The 20,615-nt window shown below is 69.2% G+C and carries 17 protein-coding genes and 3 pseudogenes; 13 read left to right on the top strand and 7 right to left on the bottom strand.

What is annotated here, in order from left to right; genetic code table 11:
• Nucleotides 1-3: 3 nt before the first annotated feature.
• Entirely contained in the window at nt 4-462 is a 459-nt protein-coding gene (locus NRK68_RS34100) for an NUDIX hydrolase (protein ID WP_257858056.1), read from the bottom strand.
• A 78-nt stretch (nt 463-540) separates the two neighbouring features.
• Between NRK68_RS34100 and NRK68_RS34105 the strand changes: the two genes are divergently transcribed.
• Together NRK68_RS34105 and NRK68_RS34110 are read left to right on the top strand one after the other, a co-directional pair.
• A complete protein-coding gene (locus NRK68_RS34105) occupies nt 541-795 on the top strand; it encodes a hypothetical protein (RefSeq protein ID WP_257858057.1) in 255 nt (84 codons plus the stop codon).
• Nucleotides 792-2,477: a zeta toxin family protein gene (locus NRK68_RS34110; protein WP_257858058.1), complete on the top strand. Its 1,686-nt coding sequence runs from the start codon at nt 792-794 to the stop codon at nt 2,475-2,477. The genes NRK68_RS34105 and NRK68_RS34110 overlap by 4 nt, the downstream gene beginning before the upstream one ends.
• A 756-nt stretch (nt 2,478-3,233) precedes the next feature.
• Here NRK68_RS34110 and NRK68_RS34115 read toward each other — a convergent pair.
• The 4 genes and pseudogenes from NRK68_RS34115 to NRK68_RS34125 all read right to left on the bottom strand — a co-directional run bounded on the left by NRK68_RS34115 (nt 3,234) and on the right by NRK68_RS34125 (nt 7,362).
• Nucleotides 3,234-3,875, bottom strand: coding sequence for a hypothetical protein (locus NRK68_RS34115; RefSeq protein WP_257858059.1), 642 nt, complete (start codon nt 3,873-3,875; stop codon nt 3,234-3,236).
• Entirely contained in the window at nt 3,865-5,739 is a 1,875-nt protein-coding gene (locus tag NRK68_RS34120; protein WP_257858060.1) for a DEAD/DEAH box helicase, read from the bottom strand. The genes NRK68_RS34115 and NRK68_RS34120 overlap by 11 nt, the downstream gene beginning before the upstream one ends.
• A 15-nt stretch (nt 5,740-5,754) precedes the next feature.
• Nucleotides 5,755-5,967, bottom strand: a pseudogene (locus tag NRK68_RS37005) (HNH endonuclease); the annotation flags it as partial.
• A gap of 288 nt (nt 5,968-6,255) precedes the next feature.
• The gene (locus NRK68_RS34125; RefSeq protein WP_257858061.1) at nt 6,256-7,362 is read right to left on the bottom strand and encodes a tyrosine-type recombinase/integrase; all 1,107 of its coding nucleotides are present in this window, start codon (nt 7,360-7,362) and stop codon (nt 6,256-6,258) included.
• A gap of 452 nt (nt 7,363-7,814) precedes the next feature.
• Between NRK68_RS34125 and NRK68_RS34130 the strand changes: the two genes are divergently transcribed.
• The 3 genes and pseudogenes from NRK68_RS34130 (at nt 7,815) to NRK68_RS34140 (ending at nt 9,825) form a co-directional block, all read left to right on the top strand.
• Nucleotides 7,815-8,993 carry an IS110 family RNA-guided transposase gene (locus NRK68_RS34130; RefSeq protein ID WP_257858264.1) on the top strand — a complete coding sequence of 393 codons (1,179 nt, stop codon included), beginning with the start codon at nt 7,815-7,817 and terminating at the stop codon, nt 8,991-8,993.
• Nucleotides 8,994-9,066: 73 nt separating this feature from the next.
• A pseudogene (locus NRK68_RS34135) lies at nt 9,067-9,248 on the top strand (glycosyltransferase family 2 protein); the annotation flags it as partial.
• 205 nt (nt 9,249-9,453) lie between these two features.
• Nucleotides 9,454-9,825 (top strand): hypothetical protein, encoded by a 372-nt coding sequence (locus NRK68_RS34140; RefSeq protein WP_257858062.1) that lies wholly within the window; start codon nt 9,454-9,456, stop codon nt 9,823-9,825.
• Nucleotides 9,826-9,961: 136 nt separating this feature from the next.
• Here NRK68_RS34140 and NRK68_RS34145 read toward each other — a convergent pair whose 3' ends face one another.
• Together NRK68_RS34145 and NRK68_RS34150 are read right to left on the bottom strand one after the other, a co-directional pair.
• Nucleotides 9,962-11,236, bottom strand: coding sequence for a PQQ-binding-like beta-propeller repeat protein (locus NRK68_RS34145; protein ID WP_257858063.1), 1,275 nt, complete (start codon nt 11,234-11,236; stop codon nt 9,962-9,964).
• Nucleotides 11,237-12,307: 1,071 nt separating this feature from the next.
• A complete protein-coding gene (locus tag NRK68_RS34150; RefSeq protein WP_257858064.1) occupies nt 12,308-13,420 on the bottom strand; it encodes an IS4 family transposase in 1,113 nt (370 codons plus the stop codon).
• Nucleotides 13,421-14,165: 745 nt separating this feature from the next.
• Between NRK68_RS34150 and ku the strand changes: the two genes are divergently transcribed.
• The 8 genes and pseudogenes from ku (at nt 14,166) to NRK68_RS34190 (ending at nt 19,966) form a co-directional block, all read left to right on the top strand.
• Nucleotides 14,166-15,029: a non-homologous end joining protein Ku gene (gene ku / locus NRK68_RS34155; protein WP_257858065.1), complete on the top strand. Its 864-nt coding sequence runs from the start codon at nt 14,166-14,168 to the stop codon at nt 15,027-15,029.
• A gap of 239 nt (nt 15,030-15,268) precedes the next feature.
• Entirely contained in the window at nt 15,269-15,574 is a 306-nt protein-coding gene (locus tag NRK68_RS34160) for a YfhL family 4Fe-4S dicluster ferredoxin (RefSeq protein ID WP_257858066.1), read from the top strand.
• 354 nt (nt 15,575-15,928) lie between these two features.
• Nucleotides 15,929-16,294, top strand: coding sequence for a DUF8825 domain-containing protein (locus NRK68_RS34165; RefSeq protein ID WP_257858067.1), 366 nt, complete (start codon nt 15,929-15,931; stop codon nt 16,292-16,294).
• A gap of 4 nt (nt 16,295-16,298) precedes the next feature.
• Entirely contained in the window at nt 16,299-16,655 is a 357-nt protein-coding gene (locus NRK68_RS34170; protein WP_257858068.1) for a DUF6233 domain-containing protein, read from the top strand.
• 546 nt (nt 16,656-17,201) lie between these two features.
• Nucleotides 17,202-17,672 carry a lamin tail domain-containing protein gene (locus NRK68_RS34175; protein WP_257858069.1) on the top strand — a complete coding sequence of 157 codons (471 nt, stop codon included), beginning with the start codon at nt 17,202-17,204 and terminating at the stop codon, nt 17,670-17,672.
• A gap of 257 nt (nt 17,673-17,929) precedes the next feature.
• Nucleotides 17,930-18,334, top strand: a pseudogene (locus tag NRK68_RS34180) (HNH endonuclease); the annotation flags it as partial.
• Between the two features lie 196 nt (nt 18,335-18,530).
• The gene (locus NRK68_RS34185; protein ID WP_373024751.1) at nt 18,531-19,634 is read left to right on the top strand and encodes a tyrosine-type recombinase/integrase; all 1,104 of its coding nucleotides are present in this window, start codon (nt 18,531-18,533) and stop codon (nt 19,632-19,634) included.
• Nucleotides 19,631-19,966, top strand: coding sequence for a helix-turn-helix domain-containing protein (locus NRK68_RS34190; RefSeq protein WP_257858071.1), 336 nt, complete (start codon nt 19,631-19,633; stop codon nt 19,964-19,966). The genes NRK68_RS34185 and NRK68_RS34190 overlap by 4 nt, the downstream gene beginning before the upstream one ends.
• Nucleotides 19,967-20,615 lie beyond the last annotated feature (649 nt).

Below are 20,615 nucleotides of genomic sequence, written 5' to 3' on the forward strand. Positions count from 1 at the left end.
GACTCAGCGGAAGACGCTGTGTCGGCCCAGCCTCAGGTCAGACAAGGCATCTTGGTGCTGAGAGTTTGTCAGCGGCGGCACCTGCGACAGAGGAAAGTACTGAAGCTCGAGTGTCTCCGCGTCCTTGACGTCCAACTGCCCGCCGACGACGGAGCAGCGGAAGAACACGGTGATCGGCTGGACCGCATCGCCGTTGGGATAGGCGTGCCGGTACTTGGTGTACACACCCAGCAGCGTGTCCACGCACACCTGTAGACCGGTCTCCTCCTCCGTCTCTCGTACCGCCGCCTCGGCGGCCGACTCGCCCAGTTCGATCGCCCCGCCTGGAAAACCCCATGCACCGTCGTCTCCGCGGCGCTGCAACAAGACCTTGCCGTCGGTGACCACGCACGCGGCGGCGAAGTTGAGCTGAATCAAAGAATTCCCGACCTGGGACCGAATCCAACCGATATAGTTCGACATAAAGAACACGCCTCCTTGTTAATGGACTTGTGCAGTATATCCATACTCCGGCAAGGGTAGAGAAGGGTACTGGAAACGATGACGCAAAAAGACATGGGACAGCTTCCGAATTGGAACGGCGCGGCTTACGAAGTGGCCCGTGATGTCCTCTTGCAGCTAATCGGTCACGCCGCCAGTCAGGTGGCGGCCGGCAAGGAGGAATGGTCCGAGAAGCGCGACCGATGGACCTCGCTACTGAACTCGCTCGACCCGCGGGACGCCGATTCCGTCCAGGAGGTCCTGGACCGTGAAGCGCCGGTCCTGAAGTCCATAACGGAGGGCCTGAACCGGTGACGGACCCCGGAGTCGACCGGACATATGTGCTGCCGCAGGAGCAGTCCGATCTGATCTTCGAGCAGATCGCCCAGACGCTGCTCGCCGGCGCCGTCCCACAGGATCAGCCCGTCGCGACAGTGCTGAGCGCGCCCCCGGGAGCCGGAAAGACCGTCCTCGCGCAGGACATCAAAGCGACCTACCCGGTGGATGCCCGGCCCGTCGTGATTGACGTGGACGCGGTTCGGGGGTTTCACCCCGAGTACCAGCGCCTGCGCGCGGCGCACGGTCCGCAGCTGGCCGACGACCTTATCCAGGTCCAGTCGAGGATCTGGTTCGAGTCGGCGATCGACTACCTCGTGGAGCGCGGCTCACATCTGATCGTCGAGCATGGCTTGCGCGACCGGGAGGTCTCAGACCGCCTCCTCGACAAGCTGTCCGCTGAGGCCGACGGCAGGGCGCCCTACCGAATCGAAGCGGCGCTGCTCGCTTCTTCGGCCGCGACGAGCGAACTCGGCATTCTAGAGCGCTACCAAGTCGGTCACGAGATGACCGGTCAGGGGCGGATCGTCGCCGCAGACCTGCACGACCAGCGGTACACCCACCTTGCCGAGGTCGCTGACTGGCTCGACGCGGACCCCCGAGTCTCCGGGCAGGCCGTCTACCAGCGCGGGAGCGCACACCCGGTGCACCGCAACGAACGCCTGGACAGCGGTGAGCTGCGCCTGCCGGTGGCCACACGTGCCGTGCTGGAGGAGGTACGCAACCAGCCGTTCACCCTGGAACAGAGCCGCGCCTACCTCACCCTGCACGCCAGCCTGCAGGCCCGGATGGCACCCGAATGGGAACCACGGCTGCAGCGGGCGCTCGAATTCGCCGCCCCCCTGCTTCATCCCGACGCGGATGCGGGGCCCATCACTGACCGCCCAGCAGTCACCTTCGGCCGCTACCAGATCGTCTCCATCGCTCACCTGGACACCGTCCGCACCATTCTGCGCGATTTCCCGTCCCTGGAGATAGGAGTTCTCGACTTGGAGGCCCGGCCGGAGCAAATGCCACCCGTTCCGGAACATCTCCGCGAGTTCTACGCCGGCTGCGAGGCGAACACGTCACCGGCGAAGAACCCCATGTCCGCCGAGGAGCGCGCCGGATTCTGGCAGGCGACGATCGACGCAGTGGGGCTCCAGGACCGGGTTACCGTGCGCGTGATCACCCGCCCGGAACTCGACCCGGGCGGATTCAACCGGATGTTCCCTCCGGAAAGATTCGACCTCGTCTTCCCTACCGCCAGCGGCGAGGGATTCGACCTGATTCGCAACGCCAGCTTCGAGGAAATTTTCAACCGGAAGGTAAGGACCGTCGAGCCTCCGCTGGAATACCACACCTCGGACATCAGAACGGCATACCGCGCGGGCAACGAAGCGTGGAAGAACGGCTTTGCACCCGGAGGGCTGGAGGCGTTCATCGCCGTGGATGGTCCAGAACGTCTTCTTACGCTGGTCCCGCCACCGCCACCGCCACCGCCACCGGCGCCGGGCACCGTTCGCCGGCGAGTCGACGCTTCTGCCGCCAGGACACGCAGCACTACCACCCGGCCCACCAGACAAGGCAAGGAGGAGCCGACCCAGGGTACGAGTAAGCAACCACCTGCGGCACCCAGCAGGGACGCCGGTCCGGAGCGCCGACCTGGCCGCGGCAAGTGAGGCTTGGGGGCTGTCCTACTGACGGGCAGCCCTCCAGCGTCGGCACCAACGCGCTGCGGCACTCACTCACCACCTCCTTCGTCGGCCGCGCCTGCAGCCATCGTGCGGTGTGTGTCGGCCCCGTCGCCTATCCCTGCCCCACGGTGCAAAGTAGCCCGCCGCGATTGTGATGGCCCCGTTGTTCGACATCCTCACCGCGGGCGGCCCGGGCAGGCCGCCCGGACGCCGTCGAGTTAGACCAGACGACGAAGGCCACAAGACCGGGAGCGATACGAGCAGATCGTTTGTTGTGAAGGCGCCGACGTCCTGTGTGGGCGCAATGCGGCTACGCGTGGCGGATCGCCTCGGATAATTGTGCGATATCCGAGGCGATAGACCGGACATGACGCCAAGTCACCCCGGCCGCCTAGGCATCATGTGCCGGCCGTCGGCCGTGACTACGACGACGGGCGGGCAGGCCGGACACGAGTACAGCCTCAGGGTGCCCGGCCACCGCCATCCCGCGTCCCACAGCGGCGCGCACTGCCCGGGGGCGGGCCGGGGCATGCTGGTGCCCTAGCCGGGGATGCTCAGCACTCTTCCTCCCGAGGATGAGCCCTGGGTGTGAACGGGGCCGGGCCCGACCTCACTGTCTGCGCAGGGAGCCCGGCAAGCCCGCGGGCTTGCCGTCGGCAGCCCAAGCGCTGAGCAGAGTGTGGGTGCGTACGGCCCGCGGCCGAGACGACGAAGCAGCAAAGTGCTCACCAGCACCTCACATCAGCCCTCGTCCTCGGTGGCCAGGAGCCGCCGCAGAGCCGCTTCCACGGCGGCGGCTCCAGAGCGCTCCAACCTTCGGACGAGGACCTGAGCGATCCTCTCCGGATCCTCCAGCGGGATGGTGGCGGTCTCCTTGCGCCATCCCGCCTGGATCGATGCCCGGTGCGGGCTGAGCTCCCCAGCCGTGACCTTCGCCAGGAGATCCGGGCGCTCCCGGCCTAGGCGGCGGATCGCTGATTCCTTGGAGTTCCCCGCCTGCCTGCCCTTGCGGGGCGACGGCAGCGCGGCTTCCTCGTCTGGAGAACTGAGGACATTGTCATCAGTTTTCCGAGGGCGGCCGTCTCGCCGGGAGGCCACCTTGTAGAACTCGGCGAGGAGGTCGTTGCGGTCGCCGATGATGAGTTCTACAAGGTCCAGGCTGGCTCCGAGGCCCTTGAGGGGAAGCGCGCACACGAACGTCTCGAAGTCGTCGTCCGCGTACGTGACGTGGTCCCCGAGCTGGGTGACGAAGTCCTTCCACCCGCCGTCCAGGAGAAGATCCTCCAGAAGCTTGGGGACAGTGCCCAGCGAGTTTCTGCCGGAGCGGAGCGAGGAGCCGAGGGAGGCAACAAGCTGGCCGCGTTCTCGCAGTTCATCGGCCACTGTGGCCCCCCGTCTTGGCCGTGAACTTCTCGACGGCGTGGGTCAGGTGCTGCTCCATCTTCCGAAGCGTGGCCAGGCCCGCGTACTCGCGCTTGACGTTGAAGCGGACCATGAGGTCAGTGTTGATCGCCTTCTTCCGCAGGCCGACGGCCGTAGCGCCGCTCTCCCCGGCCTCGCGGGCCTGCATGGCGGCGAGCTTCCCGATGATGGTGTCCACGCGCTTGCGCAGCAGACGCTTCTTCTTGAACTTGGGGGTTTCCGGGTAGACGACCGGGGTCGGCATCGTCACCGGGGCGGACTCGGCGAGGACGTCCGCGAGCTGGCGGGCGTAGGTGATCGGGATGCCCTTCTCCCGGCACTTCTGCTCCCCGTGGAGGTACACAGGCGACGCCTGGGGGATGCCCCGTAGGTCGGAGCGGAAGAACTCAGGGGCCATGACTTCCACAGCCGGCGGAGGATCGAAGGGCAGGCCGAGCTGCCCGTTGCTCCCGTCCCCTTCGAGCAGATGCGCCCGACCTGTGCCTGCTCTTGCGCCCGCTCCGCCGCCGGTGTGGGGTCCGGCTGGCTCGTCCCATACCGCCGCCTGCCCGGGGATGACGCAGCCACCCGTGTGGCCGCTGGGGTCCGGCTCGTCGTCCCAGTCGTCTTCTTCGTCGTCGACGCGGGACAGGTCCCGCAGCTCGTTCTCGACCTGGGCGGCGTGCTCCATGAAGACGGACACGGCGGGCATGATCACGTGCGCGTCGAAGGCGTCTGCGGGGCACTCGGGCCGGTTACGTACGAAGCGGCCCATGTACTGGCGGAAGAACAGGGGGGTCTTCCACCGGCTGAGGTAGCAGCCCACCATGAGTCGTGGGACGTCCACGCCTTCGGAGACCATGCGGATGGCGACGATCCACTGCTTCTCACCGTCGTGGCGGAACGCCTCCAGTTTGTTGACGGCCTCGTCGTCCTCGCTGACGACGATCGTGGGCTGCTGGCCGCTGATGTCCGCCAAGATTCGCGCGATCGCCCGAGCCGTTTCGGCCTTGTCGGTGACGACGAGTCCTCCCGCGTCGGGGACGTCTTTGCGGCGGTCCATGAGCAGTTCGTGGGCCCGCGCGAGGAGACCTGGCGTCCATGCCTGGTCAGGGTCGAAGACGTGGTTGAACATCCGGCCCAGCTCGCGGCCTCGGCCGTGGTCGCGGAGGGACTGCTTCACCTCGCTGCCGACGTCGAGGTAGCGCAGCTCGGCGTCGTAGGAGTGGAACTCCACGGCGCGGCACACACCGTCGGCGACAGCTTCGCCGTATTCGTACGAGAAGTCGACGACGACGCGCTTCTGGCTGGGGTCGTTCGGGTCCGCTTCGTACTCGCACCACGGGATGTCGCAGTCGTCCGACCGCCACGGGGTGCCCGTGAGCATCAGGATGTTCTCGGCATGGGTCAGCGCGCGCTGCGTTCCCGTCGCCCAGGCCCTGCTGTCCCCGAGGTGGTGCACCTCGTCCAGGATGGCGATGGTCGGGGAGTCCACGACGGCCTTGAAGGCGAGATCTGCACCCGTGGCGTTCATCTGGGCGTAGGTCGCAACGAACCCGTCGAACTCGCGGTCCCTATAGTCAGACGGGTCACTTACCGGCATCAGGTGCAGCCCGAACCGGGCGGCCTGGTCTGCCCACTGCTGGCGCAGCGAGTCCGAGGGGACGTAGACCGCGACTCGGTAGACGACCCCCATTTCCTTGAGCTTTGCCGCACAGTACAGAGCGAAGATCGTCTTTCCGGCGCCGGGTGTGAGCATGGCCAGCCACGCAAGCTTCCGCGTCCGGTCGGCCATGTACTGGTCGAACGCTTCTCTCTGGCAGTCGCGCAGGGTCGGCCACTCCACGTGACGGGCCCCTTTCTGGAGGTTGCAGGGGGCACACAGTGCCCGCCCGTTCTCGATCTCGGTCCTCCCCCCTGCCGCCCAGGGGACGCGATGGTCGGCGTGCCATCCACGGCGTAGCGGGGCCTGGCAGGCATCGCAGGTGCCGCCGTGGGCGAGGTAGAGGAGGGCTCTCTGCGTCCGAGTGAAGGCGCGTCGTGGATCACGGCCCGGAGGCGTATCGCACGGCATGACCTCAGCTTTGGGGAGGGGATGCTCGCGTGTCCCAGACACGCCGGAGGGTGATCTCCAACGAGCGAACGCCGAGCGCGCGAGGTGACACGCAGCACCGGTGCCGACGTGGTGATGCTGGTCGGCAACATGCCGAACGAGAAACTCGGCGAGGGCCTCAGCCTGAGGCGAAGCGATCAGTCCTGCCCCTGTGTCAGGGCGCCGGCGACGTCAGCTCCGAGGCCGTACCCCGGGCTGTCGTCGAGGAGGCTCTTGCGTAAGCGGCGGGCGACCGGCCGTGGGGCTCGATCAGTCTGTGTCGGGTGCCAGCGCGCCGGCGAGGTCTGCGCCGAGTCCGTAGCCGGGGCTGTCGTCGAGGCGTTGCCTGCGCTTGTTGTAGCGCTGGGTGGTGCGTGAGTCCTTGTGGTCGGCCCAGGCCTGGACCTTGTCTGGACGCGCGTTCGGCTTGGACAGGGCGTGGGTGATGCTGTCGCCCTTGATGCCGTGTGGGCCGCGTTCGGGCAGGCCAGCGCGGCGGGCGAGCGCGCTGCACAGGCGCCAGACGGCCGGTTCGTCGAGCTGGGCGCCGGAAGACGTGCAAAACAGCCATCCCGAGGTACGTCCGTCGAGGTAGACCTGGAGCGCGTCCCAGGCCACCGGCGGGATGGGCTTCTTCTTCCGGCCGCCGCCCTTCATCTTTTCCAGGTGAAGAACCCGGTGGCCCATGTCCTCGTCCAGGTCCTCGACGCGGGCGTTGAGGAGGGAGTCGATACGCAGGGCGAGGGTGTAGAGCATGAGCAGCAGGGCGTAGGCGCGCTTGCGGTACGCCGAGATGCGGTGGTGGTCCCGGGCAGTGGCCACGAGCTTCGCCCACTCCTCCTCGGTGTAGCCGGGCGTGGGCGAGTAGTCCGGGTCCATCACCGGCCGCTGGACCGCGTCGAAGGGGCTCTTCACTCCGTCGTCGCTGACCTTGTCCCAGTAGGAGAAGAACGAGGAGGCCGCCGACAGAGCGTTGGCCCGCGAGGCGTCTGAGTACGGCTTCCCGGTCCGCATCATCTCGTTGCGCCGACCGCCCTTGACCCGGACCCAGGTCGGCGTCTGCTCCAGCCACAGCCGGAACGCGTCGGCCAGGGCGAACTTGACGGCCATGGGGTGGGTGCCGTGCTCGCGGGCGAACTCCTCGAAGACCTTGAAGCCGCGGGCGTACGCGCGTCGGGTGTTGTCTGAGCGCTGGTTGGCGATCCAGGCCCCGGCGAGCGGGGGCAGGACGTCGCCCTTGCCGTACAGGCAGACGAGGAGGGCGTAGAGCTTGCGCGCGTGCTCCGGCCACAGGTCGCGCGGATCGCGGACGCCGGTCGACAGCTCTCCGGCCGGCGGGACGGGAACGAGCTCGGCCGCCACCTCCGGGCCCGGCATGTCGGGTGATTCACCTGATTGCGGGTCATTCTGATTCGGAGTCAGCATCCCGACAGGATAACTGTAATTATCCTGTGCGTTCCTCCGGACTAAGTGAACGGCACACGATGTACTACCGCAACACCGGCCGGAGCCGGGCCTGGCTGGCCAAACTGCACCCCCCGTTATGTTCTTCGCGGTCCTGCAAGAGGGCCGCTGGCCTCCGGGCCCGGCATGACTGTGTCCCCCTGTCGAACGGATGACCTGGGGGGTGGTGTCACCGGGCCCGAGGGGTGCCGTCGGAGACGCTGATAAGAGGTCCGACCACCGCCTGACCAGGCGCAATGCCCGGTCGCTCGCGGGCGGCAGGTCTGCATAACGTGGATGCGCGAGTACGACACCGACGGGCCAGCCGCACCGAAGGAGTGGAGAGCACAGTGTTCGACACCGGCGATGTGGGCGTCTTCCTGGGTATGGACGTCGGCAAGACCGCCCACCACGGCCACGGGCTGACGCCGGCGGGCAAGAAGGTCTTCGACAAGCCGATGCCCAACAGCGAACCGAGACTGCGGGCCGTCTTCGACAAGCTGACCGCGAAGTTCGGCACGGTGCTGGTGATCGTGGACCAGCCGGCCTCGATCGGTGCTCTGCCCCTGACCGTCGCCCGGGACGCGGGCTGCCAGGTCGCCTACCTGCCCGGACTGGCCATGCGACGGATCGCCGACCTCTACCCGGGAGAGGCGAAAACCGACGCGAAGGACGCCGCGGTCATCGCCGACGCCGCCCGCACCATGCCCCACACCCTGCGCTCGCTGGAACTGACCGACGAGATCACCGCCGAGCTCACGGTGCTGACCGGCTTCGACCAGGACCTCGCCGCAGAAGCCACCCGCACCTCCAACCGGATACGCGGCCTGCTCACCCAGTTCCACCCGTCGCTGGAGCGCGTGCTCGGCCCGCGACTGGACCACCCCGCCGTCACCTGGCTCCTCGAGCGATACGGATCCCCGGCCGCACTGCGCAAGGCCGGCCGCCGCAGACTCGTCGAGCTCATCCGGCCCAAGGCCCCGCGGATGGCACAGAGGCTGATCAACGAGGTCTTCGACGCCCTCGACGAGCAGACCGTCATCGTTCCCGGCACGGGCACCCTCGACATCGTGATCCCGTCCCTGGCCACCTCACTCGCCGCGGTCCATGACCAGCGCCGGGCACTGGAAGCCCAGATCAGCACACTGCTGGAGGCCCACCCTCTTCACCCGGTCCTGACCTCGATGCCGGGAGTCGGCGTCAGGACCGCCGCCGTCCTGCTTGTCACCGTCGGCGACGGCACCGGGTTTCCCAGCGCAGCCCACCTCGCCTCCTACGCGGGCCTCGCCCCCGCCACCAAGTCGTCGGGCACCTCGATCCACGGCGAACACGCACCCCGAGGCGGAAACCGGCAGCTCAAACGGGCCATGTTCCTCTCCGCCTTCGCCTGCATGAACGCCGACCCCGCCTCACGCACCTACTACGACCGCCAACGCGCCCGCGGCAAGACCCACACCCAGGCACTCCTGCGACTCGCCCGCCAACGCATCAGCGTCCTGTTCGCCATGCTCCGCGACGGCACCTTCTACGAGTCCAGGACCTCCACCATCACCCTCGCCGCATGACCACCCCAAACACCCGCATACCCGGCACCACGTCCTTGACGAAGGACATAGAGGCACCCCCCGCAGCCCTGGTATCCCGGTCTACCTCGCGACGTGGGCCGCGTACACGATTGCGCAGCGGCCCCCGCTGTCCGGTCTGGCCGCCTGGTGGGCTGGCTTCTTCGAAGGCGTACGAGTGCCTTGCCGCCCCGCCGGCCCATGCGATGGCGAACCGTGTTACGGATGACCAGGCTGGGCCGCCCTCCAGTCCTTTGACGCCGTGAGCGCCAGCGGGTGGTGCGCCGACTCGGCGAACGCGGCCAGCCTGCCGCCCGCCAGAAGGCGGCCGACGGCGGCAGCTCCGCTGTCCGATAGCCGGTGACACGGGAGCCGCCGGGAAGGAACTGGAGGGGCGTCCGGAGCGCATCAGTAGTGGGTCTGGCCTCGGTGACCTTCGCGCTCCCGACCGGGTTGATGGGGTATGCGAAAACTGATCTACATGACGGCGGCCGGTCTCGTATTCATCGCCGCCCCCGCCCACGCCGACGCCAAAGCGGCGGACGGAAAGGTCGGCCTCTCCGTCTATGGCAAGGGCCTGCGGGTCGACGGCGTCGGGGCGCACATCGACGGCCACGGGACCGGCGTACGCGCCCGACTGATCACCTACACCCCACAGGGCTACAGGTCCGAGCTCACCGGCTGGAAGGATGCCACCCCCGTCACCGCGGCACTGACCAAGATGTCCATGGTCAGCTGGAAGTGGAAGGGCGGGAAGAGGTTCCCCCACAACACCCAGCTGTGCGTGGAGTTCAACCACGCCCACGGTGAGCCGTGCGCGCGCATCCACAAATAGCGCAATCCCCACGGTGCCGCGGCGCCTGCCAGTTCGGCTCGGACGTTTATCTCGGGAAGCTCGCCGGCCGCCGTGAACGCCCGCTCGGCTGCCAAGTGCCCGTCGCAGGCCGGTCGCTGGCGCGGCGCCGGGCCGGCTACCCGCCGACCGGGTAGCTGTAGAGCCTTCTGTCGTCGAGTACCAGCCCGGTGTACTCAGTGACGAGGAGCGGGGCGGCCTCGGGTTTGGTGGGCATGTCGGCGCCGGTCCGCGCGTCCAGGACCACGGGGCCGCCGACTGCGCGCCCATAGATGCGGCCGTGCCAGACGGCGGTGACGGTCGGGGGAGTGCGTCCGGCTTCGCCGTCCTTGAGCGCCCACAGCTGCTTGCCGGTGGCCGCGTCGACCCCTACGACGGCGAAGCCGGGCGTGCACACCAACGTCGCAGCGCGGTCGTAAGTGCAGCTGGCCGAGCGCAGCCCCGGCGGCATGGTGGCGCGGGCCTTCCCGGTGGCGACGTCCAGCAGCTGGTCGCCGTTCTCGCCGACCTGAGGGCCCGTGATCCGGACCGTGCCGGCCGCGGCCGCTTCCATCCGCGCGGCGTAGATCTTTTCCCCGCGCCACTTCTCGGTGCCGGTGGTGAGGTCGACGCCAAGCGGGACGTAGGTGAGGGGCTCGATGTGGAACAGGCCCACGGTCATACCCGTACCGGTGTGGACGGCCTCCAGTCCGGGCTGCGTCCAGCGCAGCGCGTGGGAGGCGGTGTCGATGCCGTACGACACCGCGTTGTCGTCTCCGGTCACGGTGACGACGGCCGTGCCGCCGTCCGCGCCGACCGCTGCGACCTTCACCTTGCCAGAGGATTGGAACGTCCACTCGGGCAATTTGACCGTCGTTCGCCAAGCAGCTTTGTACGGGGGCGCCGTGCTGATCGCGACGAGCTCGACCATCGCGCCCGCGGTGTGGGTGCCGGAGGCGGGTGTCGTCAGCAGGAACGGCACCAGCACTTCGTTGCCGGCCAGGACCGGAGGCAGGATGAACCCGTCCGAGTCCTCGCGCAAAGCCTCCCCACGGGCCGACTCCTCCCCCAGGACGCTGCCGTCTGTGAGGTCGATGACCTGAACGCCCGTGGGCGAGGCTACGAACGCGCGGGTCTCGTGGAGGAGCACGGGCAGGTGCTCGCCGCCGCCACGGATCTGTCCGGCCAGGTTGGTACGGCCCTTCGTGGCCGCCTCCGGCAGGAGGACCCGATTCCGTGCGTCGAACCACTGCGGCGGGTCGTACGCGGTCAGCCGCTTCGCTGGCGCCGATGAACTCGCGGCCGCCGACGACGTACTGCTGGCGGGCTTGGCGTCGTCAGTCGCCGGACCGCACCCGGCGAGTACGCCGGCGGTCAGGGACAGGAGGACGGCTAACGGCTTCGGGCCACGCACAGATACCTCACTCAGGGTCGCGCTAGCGGGCGGTGATCACGACGGAGGATACGCCTCGCAGCCCTTTCGCCTGCCGCGGGACTTAGCGGGGTTCGTTGGTGAGGTGTGTCTTCAATTGAAGACACGCTGGGTCGAGATACTGCGTCCCGTGGTGAGGGCGTCGGCCGTCGGGCGGCGTTCGCTCGGGGGATTTGTGTGTGGCGGGGCCCGGTGGTCCCGGGGGCCTTCGCCGGCCAATGCAGTTGCCTTACGGCAGTCAGGGTGAGACACCCTGGGAACGCTGCTGCCTCGCTCCGAGCTATCCCGCGGTCGCCGACCGAGGCACGCTGATGCGCGCGTTCTCGCCTCGCATGGCCTGCGGCCAGCGACTGTCGATGCCGCCCGCTGCGGATCGGCAGTCGCCGCAGGCGTTCTCCCTTTCTGGCAGCCACCAGTGGTCGGAGGGTGCCATGTCGGCTTGCTGGATCCCGCACAGCGTCGTGTCGTAGGCCCCGAAGGCATGAGAGACATCGGAGGAAAGGCCGTTAGCGACAGCTCTCTCCCAGCGCATGCCCATGGGCTGGTACGGGGGTCGAGAGATCTCGAACCACTCGCCGCCCACATGGGTCGAGGCGTAGCACCAGGAGCAGGACCAGATCTGCTCTGCCCAAGCAGTCGGTGGCACAGGCCACTGCCACATCGCTCGTCCGCACACGTCGCACTTCACAGGCGGATCCTCACATACCCATGAACCTGGTCTCCATCTGCCGGCCGACAAGCGCGCTCTCACGGTGGTGGCACGGCGTGCGCCTCCTTGAGCACCGGTCTTCCGGCTCGGCGGTTGCTCTTCGGCTTCGTGGTCTGGTTGTGGGCCCAGCGGCCGGGCTGCACCGTGTCGCGTCTGGCTCGGGTCCTCAGGACGGGCCAGCGGTTCGGCTTCTTGATCGCGCGTGGCCAGTCCCGGCTGCGCCGAGCGGGAAGGAGGCGTGCACGTGCTTCCCGCCCGGCCTCGGCAAAGGAGCGGGTGAGTTTAGTGGCCGTCGCTCCGAGCTGGGACGGGATGCTGCGGCGGACGATGCGGACGCACTTCAGCTAGGAGACACGGTCGGTGTCCACGGCCGGTCGGGCGAGGGCGGCTGTGTGGGCGAACTGGCGGATCGCGTGGTGGACGGCGAAGTAGGCCCACAGCTCCTGCCGGACGCCCTCCGGTGTACGCGACCTGATCGGGCCGCCCGGCCCGAGGTGGTTCTTGATCTCGTCGAAGGCGAGCTCGATCTCCCAGCGTTCCCGGTAGAGCGCGACCAGCTCGGCGGCCGGGTACTGCTCGGGGTCCAGCAGCGTCGTGCCCAGATGGGCGACCTTGCCGCCCTTCGTGAAGGTGATGACCCGGTAGATCACGTGCTTGGGCAGCGTTCGGCCCTCTCGCGCGGCTCGGAGCCGGACTTCCTTTCCCGGTCGCGCCATCGACAGGTACGAGCCGTCCGGGAGTTCTTCCTGGGCGGTGCCGAGGTGGTTGGACTGGAGTCTGACCAGCAGATCCGCGCCCGCCGCGGTGAAGGCGTGAGCGAACTCGACCGACCAGAAGCCACGGTCGGCGATGATCAGGTCGCCGGTGCCGGTGGAGCCGGCCAGCGGGTAGGCGAGGCTGCGCTCGCCGTCGCGGTAGCCGCCGAGGCGAGCGTCGAGGACTCCGTGCGTTCCGATTTCGGCGAGGACCACCGCTCTGACCTGGGGGAATCCGAAGGGGACGCCGCCGGTGGTGGAGGGGCCGTCGAAGGTGTCGCCATTGCTCGTCGAATCCGGAAGATCGAACTGGGTGCCGTCCAGGGCGAGGAGCCGCAGCCCTCGCCACCATGCGCCCGGCGTGGCCGGGGTGGCGAGCGAGCCGGCCACCTGGCGGAACACAGTCTCCAGCACGTCCTCCCCGAGGCGGGCGCGAGCCCGACACAACGACGACCGGTTCACCCGCGCGAGGGCCCGGCTGCCCGGGATGCCGCTGGTCAGCACTCGCAGCACCTCCTCGTACGACTCCCGGGCGAACAGGCACAGGGCCAGGACGAAGTACACGACCAGCCTCGCTGGCAGGAGTCGGCGGCGCCGCTCGGCCCGGTCGTGCTTGGCTATCGCCGCGTCCACCAGCTCAGCGGTGAACACCTTCGTCAGAATCCCGATCCGTACCCGTCGGCCCGCGCCCCACCCCGTCACACGCGGGGCAACGATCCCCGCAACTCAAAGGCAACTGCATTGGCCAGCGAAGGCCCCCGGACCCCCGCTCCCCCCGGCACCGCCCGGCGCGGCCAGCTCGTGGGTGGTCGCTGCCGTTCGCGCCGGGCGGCACCGGGGCCTGGTAGCTGGGTGCCGGCGCGCTTGCGTGCGGGCCGGGCAGCTACAGGAGTCCGAGCTTCTCCCGATGTGCTTCACCGTGCCGTGAAGAGTCGATCACGCCCAGCGCGGTATCGGAGCAGCAGTGGACGCAGGCCTTCACGCCTTCGGACAGCCCGGCGGGCCTCCTCGGCGCTCAGCGGGCACCAGGCCAGCTGGCGCTACCAGGTCGGCATGCCGGTCTGGTTTGTCACCGTCGACCAGCAGGCCGGTGGAGTGCACGGTCTGGGTCCCCGCCGGCGGGGACGAGTACGTCCGCCTCGTGGATGGCCAGGGCCCCAGCACCGTCCGGTCGAGTGCCCGCCGTCCCACCCCTCCTCGCGCCGCCCCGGACGGGGCGGACCTGCGGTAGGTGTAGACGATCGAGCGCCCGCGGGGCGGCCGTGCGGCATGAGGACGGATGCGCCAGGCGCCCGCCGGCAGGCCGGAGCTCACCCTCGACGACGCGCTCACCGCGTACGCCCGCCCCGGCGCCCGGGCCTGCCCGGATGGCCGCGCACCCGTACGCACCTGCGCCGGCCCGGTGCGACGCTGGACAGGGAGAGGGGGCTCATCTAGGGAGGTTGCGGTGCGGCCCGTCTGGAGCGGGGCGATCAGCTTCGGCCTGGTCACCATCCCGATCAAGGTGTTCCCGGCGACCGAGTCGCACAACATCTCCTTCCGCCAGATCCACACCGCCGACGGCGGCCGCATCCGCTACCGCAAGGTCTGCGAGATCGACGGCGAGGAGCTCGCCCAGGAGGAGATCGGCCGCGGCTACGAGACCGCCACCGGCACCCTGGTCCCGGTCACCGACGCCGACCTCGACGCGATGCCCCTGCCCACCGCGAAGGCCATCGAGATCGTCACCTTCGTCCCCACCGAGAGCATCGACCCGATCCAGATCGGTGCCTCCTACTACCTCGCCGCCGAAGGCGTCGCCGCGAAACCGTACGAGCTGCTGCGCCGGGCCCTGCAGCGCTCGGCGAAGGTGGCCGTCGCCAAGTTCGCCTGGCACAACCGCGAGCGCCTGGGCCTGCTCCGCGTGCTGGACGACGTGATCGTCCTGCACGGCATGCTCTGGCCGGACGAGATCCGCTCCACCGACCAGGTCCCGGTTCCCGACGTTGCGGTGTCCGAGGAGGAGGTCGAAGCGGCCGTCGCCCTCGCAGAGACCTTGACCGGCCTCGACATGAGGCAGATGCGGGATGAGTACCGGGTCGCCCTGGAGGAGATCATCGCCGCGAAGGCCGCCGGCGAACGTCCCCCGGCGCCGGAGCTGGCCGAGCCCGCCTCCGCGCAGGTCGTCGATCTCATGGCGATGCTGGAGAAGTCCGTCCAGGACGCGAAGGCCACCCGCGGCGAGCCGGCCACCGTCCACCCGATGCCCGCCAAAGGGAAGACGACGGCCAAGAAGACGGCCTCGAAGAGGAAGCCCCCGCGAAGCGCCTGAGACGGGCCGTGAGCGGCGGACCTCGGTGTCCAACCTGAACGGCACAGCGTGGTGAAAGCACGGCGCCGATATCCACCCGGACTGCCCGGCCAACAGCGTCCGCCCGCGGCGCGGGATGCGTGCTGCGGGTTGACGGTCACGGTGCACGACACTCCCCGCCGCAGATACGTAAAGTGATTTACAGTGACACTAGGTAACTGGAAGTGTATTCATCTCGGCCCGACAGGAGCGTGACCGGCATGGCGACCACGATCACGGAGGACTGCATCAACTGCGGGGCCTGTGAACCCGAGTGCCCCACGGATGCAATCAGCGAGGCTGATGAGATCTATGTGATCAACGCTGACGCCTGCATGGAGTGTGTGGGGTTCTACGATCATGAGGCGTGTCAGGCGGTGTGTCCGGTGGAGTGCTGTGTGCCCGACCCGGACAACGTGGAGACCGAGGAGACCCTGATCGGCCGCGCGTTGGAGTTGAAGCCCGATGATGCGGAACTTAAGCGCAAGGCGGCACGCAACGACTTCCCCAGCCGCTTCCGGAAGTGACTCCGGCGCGACGCAGGGCTGCCGCGCGCGGGCCGGCGCTTGAGGGGCATCCGTACCGGATCGTGCGCTAAGCCTGCATCGTCGCCGGTGGATGGCTGACGGGTGGTCGGCGTCGAGGGGGCGGCGAATTCCTCCCACAGATTATGCCCTGTTATCCGCGGTGACGACTTCCGAGCGGTCCCGGGCCGGTGCCCCACCAGGCGCGTACCAGGGGCGGCGGCTTGGGCGGGTCCTCGTTCCGATGTTTCTCAGCCCCGAGCCGTAGGAGGCGGGTGCCTGCGGGGTGAGGCCGTACGGGGGACGGAGCGGAGCGGCGCGTTCCCAACCTAAATCGAACAGGTTTACGATTGGGTGGTGACCTCATCCGACGCGCGCTCCTTTCCCGACGACCTCCTCAAGCTCCAGGAGCAGCTGCACCGTGCCAACGCCGAGCATCGGGCCTTCCTGGCCCGGCTGCCGTGGAGTGTGGAACCGATGCCCGGGTGGGCGCGCGGGGAGCGCTTCTCCCACCGCGGGGACGTCCCCGACAGCCCCGGCTGGTCGGAGGAGGAGAAGGAGACCGTCGACCGGATGTGGGCCGAGATCCGGGAGCTGGCGATCGCGGTCGTGGACCATCCCCACTGGGCGACCGTGGCGCGGGAGGAGGTCGTGTCCGCGCGCATGGAGCTGAAGAAGCGGGCCCGCCCCGTGGAGGATCCTGCCGAGCCCGAGGCGGCGTAGGGCCGTGCCCGGCCCCGACCCCCTCCTGCCGCTGCCGCCCGCGCTGGAGCAGCTCCTGGTGATACGCCGCTGGCTGGAGCTGACCCTGGCCCGCGTCGACGAGAGGATCGCCGCCGTCCGCGCGGCCGACGCCGAGAACGCGCGGCGCCGGCCGCTGCCGGAGCCGCCGCAGTGGTGGATCGAGTACGGCATCGGCGTTCGCCGCACCCCGGAGCGGGTGCACACCGGCGACTGCCCGGTGAGCACCCGCGGCCGCCCGGCGACCGCGCAGGGCGTCCGGGAGATCCTGCTGACGGTCCCCGACGTGGTGGCGTGCCCGCTCTGCCGGCCCGACAGCGAACTGGGCCTGCTCGACACCTGACGCCGGCTTGCCCGGCGATGCCCATGTGCCTGCCGGCGGTGTCGCCGCAGCAACCCCGGGCGCCGCGGGTTGGCGCCACCGCCGACTATCGCGAGGCGCGGGGGTCTCCCGGGTCCGCCCTGCTGCCCGCTGCTGCCCGAAGTGCTCTTCAGTCCTGCCGCCAACGGTCCGTAAAATGTGCGAATTACGGACATGGATGCGAAGAATTTCGCAGAACGGCTGTTACTTGATCCGCTGGTCCGGGCGGGTGAGGCGGCGGAGAAGTGCGCCCAGTGGTGCGCCGGAGCGCACTGACCCTGATGTCCGGTTTGCGGGGGGTGGATGTAGCGGTCAGTGAATGTCAGGGGCACGATCGGGCGGAATGCGTGCATCCGGCAGGCGACCGTGACGGATATGTCCGTGTCCGGTAACCGGCGTCTGCGGGGGCTGCGGCGGGGGTCGTGTCGGGTCGAGAGTGTGGCCCTCGGCTCATCCGGGCCGACACCGCAAAGGCCTCCACCAGACTGTTTCGGCTGGTGGGGGACTGTTCTTGAGGGAGCGCCACCTATGTCTTCTGCTTCTTCCTCCGTACGCCGTATCGCCGCCACCGTCCTGGCCGCCGGCGCGATCGTCTCCGCCGCCGCGCTGCCGGCGGCCGCGCACGACGGGGACCGGCACCAGCAGCGGCACCCGCGGGTGGAGATCAGCCGGGTCCAGGCCGACAGCCCCGGACGCGACGACCGCTCGAACCGCTCCCTGAACAGCGAGTGGGTGGAGATCCGCAACACCACCCGCAACCCGATCAACCTCCGCGGCTGGACCCTGCGTGACAACGACGGCAACCGCTACCGCTTCGACAACGTCCGCATCGGCAGCCGCGACACCATCCGCATCCACACCGGCAACGGCCGCGACACCCGCACCGACCTCTTCCAGGACCGCCGCGACTACGTCTGGGACAACCGCTCCGACACCGCCACCCTGCGCGACGACCGCGGCCGCACCGTCGACACCGAGTCCTGGGGCCGCCGCCGCTGACCCACCCACGGATCCCCGCACCATGCCGGGGATCCTGCGTGAGATGACCAACCCGTAGCTGGACCGTGCGGCCACCACCGATGACCGGCACGCGGGCACGGGCCGTCGCCCCACCGGGCGACGGCCCATACTGCTGCAGAGCGACCGGGACCGGGCGTGCAGTGGCGTTTCGCCGGTGAACCGCCGCGCGCGGGAGGGTGAACCAGGTCCGCGCCGCCTGTCGCTCAGGCGGCCGGGGCCGGTAGAACCGGCTCATGATGATCATGAAGCGGTCCGCTGTCGCGGCCGCCGCCGCCCTCGCCGTGACCCTGTCCCTGCCCGTAGCCGCCCAGGCGAGCGGACACCCCGCCGCTCCGGCCGCGGCCGTGCCGCAGGTCCTGCCGATCGGGGTCGCGGTCTCCGCGCTCCCGATCGCGGTGGAGGACCGGACCGGCTACCAGCGAACCTCCTTCCGGCACTGGAACGCCGGCGACATCCCGGCCGACGGCTGCAACACCCGCGCCGAGGTCCTGCTGGCCGAGGCGGTCGTGTACCCGGAGATCGGCCCGGGCTGCACCCTGACCGGTGGAGTGTGGTGGTCGTACTACGACGAGCGGGAGGTCACGCCGGCTGGCGCGTTGGACATTGACCACATGGTGCCGCTCGCCGAGGCCTGGGACTCCAAGTAGGCGATGTTGCGCTGGCTGCATCATTCCGCACGGCCCGGCAGGTGCCCTGGCCTGGTCGGGAAGGGAGGAGCGTCACTCGTATGGGTGGCGGTGAAGCCTTCGGCCTCGGGCGATCTCGGTTCGACGCCACGATGTTGCATCTGATGCAACCGTTGGAGCGGGCGTGGATGCAGTTGATGTGCCGGGCTCGATGCGCTTGGTGATGCCGGGCAATGTTCGGGCCCTGGATCCGGCGCCGGCGATGTTCGACGCGATGCTCGCGGGCTGGACGCGGCAACAGCAGAGCCGACTTCTGGCGCGGAAGACGATCGCCGACCGGATGAGTCTGTTACGCCGGTTCGCCCTGTTCAACGGCACGTACCCGTGGGAGTGGACCCCGGAGGACGTCGAGGCCTACTTCTCCGCCCAGATGTCCGGCCCGTTGCCGCTGGCGCACTCCACGGTGCGTGGCCAGCAGAGCGACCTGCGCCTGTTCTGCACGTTCGTCACCGATGCCCGCTACGGCTGGGCGGCCGCCTGCATGGAGGAGTTTGGACGAGCACCGGTCCAGGTTTGTCACGACTGGAACACCGCCGACCACGTCGCCGACTACGAGGGTCGGCCCGGACGCCGCGCCCTGACCTACGACGAACTCCAAGCCCTCTTCGACGCGGCGGACGAGCGGGTCGATTCCATCCGCAGGCGAGGTCGCAAGGGCGTGCTGTCGGCCTGGCGGGATGCCGTGCTGCTGAAGGCGGTGTACGCGTACGGGACCCGGAGGCGCGAGACGGCGATGCTGGACCTCCACGACCTTCGGCACAACCCGCGGGCGAAGGCTTACGGCAGGTTCGGCGCCCTGGAGGTCCGGTTCGGGAAGGCCTCGCGGGGCAGCCCGCCCAAACGCCGCACGGTGCTCACCGTCCCGGAGATGGACTGGATCGTGCCACTGCTCACGGAGTGGACCGCCGAGGTCCGGACCGGGTTCGGGGTGGGCGGGCATCCGGCGCTGTGGGTGACCGAGCGCTGCGGTCGGATCAGCCTGCGACGCTTGGACGAGGTGTTCTCCCTGGTCCGGGATCTGGCGGGGCTGCCGGACGAGCTGGAACTGCACTGTCTGCGGCACACCTACATTACGCACCTGATCGAGTTCGGGTACCCGGAGCGGTTCGTCCAGGACCAGGTCGGACACCGCTACGCGGCCACGACGGCGATGTACACGTGGGTGTCGGACGAGTACCGCAACCGGCTGTTGGAGGACTCGATTCGCCGCCGCGCCGAGCGCGCGGGCACACGAGTGGGAAGGGGAGCACGGTGATGAAGCAGATGGGGTTCCGCTGGAACCTGCGTCGCCTGATGGCCACCCGCGACATGTTTCAGACCACCGACCTGGTGCCGAAGCTTGCCGAGTACGGCATCCATCTCTCCCGCGAGCAGGTGTACCGCCTGGTCACCCAGGAGCCGCAACGTCTGTCGATGGACACGCTTGCCGCGTTGTGCGGGATCCTGCAGTGCACGCCGGCCGATCTGATCGAGGTCGTCGAGGTCCGTATCCAGGTCCTGAAACCGGCAGCGTCCGGCGAGAGCGCCTCCCAAGCGATCGCGCCGCCCGCGCGCCGGACCCAGATCCGCCGCCCCGAGGGCCTGTGACCACCGCCGCCGGTCAGGTCCCCGCTACCTGGGTCGAACTGGCCAAGATGCTTACCGCGTTCCTGCCGGGGCTCGACCCTGAGGCTGCCGCGGAGGTGGTGGCCACGCTGACGCCCGCCGCGCGCGGCCGGATCCGCGTGCACCTGGGGGAGCATCCCGATGCCTTGGTCAGCGGCGCCTCCCTCGCGCCTCCCGCCGTGCAGAGACTGATCACCGACCTACGCGAGAAAGGCATCGAGGCCACGGCTCCGGCCTGCGTGCGCTGTGGACGCGTCCGCCGGCTGCGCCGCCTTGTTCCCGGCGGCAGGGTGTGCCTGGGCTGCGAAGGCATCCTCGCAGCCCACGCCAACGTCGGCACCTGCACCGCCTGCACCCGGATCCGGCCCCGCCCTGTCGGCGACACCTGCACACCCTGCCGCCAACGCGCTCAAGCCTCCACGCGCTCGTGCACCGGGTGCGGACGACCCAGCCACATGGACCCGTGCACCACCTGTCGGCCACGCCCGCCCGCCCCCTGTGCGCTGTGCTCGGCCAGTTCACCGGTCTGCGCCCGCTGGCCGCTCGGGCCGGTCTGCAAGCCCTGCTACGCGCTCGCCCGCCGCGAGCCCGGGCCGTGCCCCGGCTGCTCGGCGGTGAAGGTCCTGATCGC

Origin of the sequence: Streptomyces yangpuensis, assembly GCF_024666385.1 — a bacterium.
In the GTDB taxonomy this organism is placed as follows: domain Bacteria; phylum Actinomycetota; class Actinomycetes; order Streptomycetales; family Streptomycetaceae; genus Streptomyces; species Streptomyces yangpuensis.

What these genes read in the sequence shown, in the direction of transcription:
- NRK68_RS34100 (WP_257858056.1), bottom strand. Translation starts at nt 462, where the DNA reads ATGTCGAACTATATCGGTTGGATTCGGTCCCAGGTCGGGAATTCTTTG.
- NRK68_RS34105 (WP_257858057.1), top strand. Translation starts at nt 541, where the DNA reads ATGACGCAAAAAGACATGGGACAGCTTCCGAATTGGAACGGCGCGGCT.
- NRK68_RS34125 (WP_257858061.1), bottom strand. Translation starts at nt 7,362, where the DNA reads ATGCCGGGCCCGGAGGTGGCGGCCGAGCTCGTTCCCGTCCCGCCGGCC.
- NRK68_RS34130 (WP_257858264.1), top strand. Translation starts at nt 7,815, where the DNA reads ATGGACGTCGGCAAGACCGCCCACCACGGCCACGGGCTGACGCCGGCG.
- NRK68_RS34140 (WP_257858062.1), top strand. Translation starts at nt 9,454, where the DNA reads ATGCGAAAACTGATCTACATGACGGCGGCCGGTCTCGTATTCATCGCC.
- NRK68_RS34160 (WP_257858066.1), top strand. Translation starts at nt 15,269, where the DNA reads ATGGCGACCACGATCACGGAGGACTGCATCAACTGCGGGGCCTGTGAA.
- NRK68_RS34175 (WP_257858069.1), top strand. Translation starts at nt 17,202, where the DNA reads ATGTCTTCTGCTTCTTCCTCCGTACGCCGTATCGCCGCCACCGTCCTG.
- NRK68_RS34185 (WP_373024751.1), top strand. Translation starts at nt 18,531, where the DNA reads ATGCGCTTGGTGATGCCGGGCAATGTTCGGGCCCTGGATCCGGCGCCG.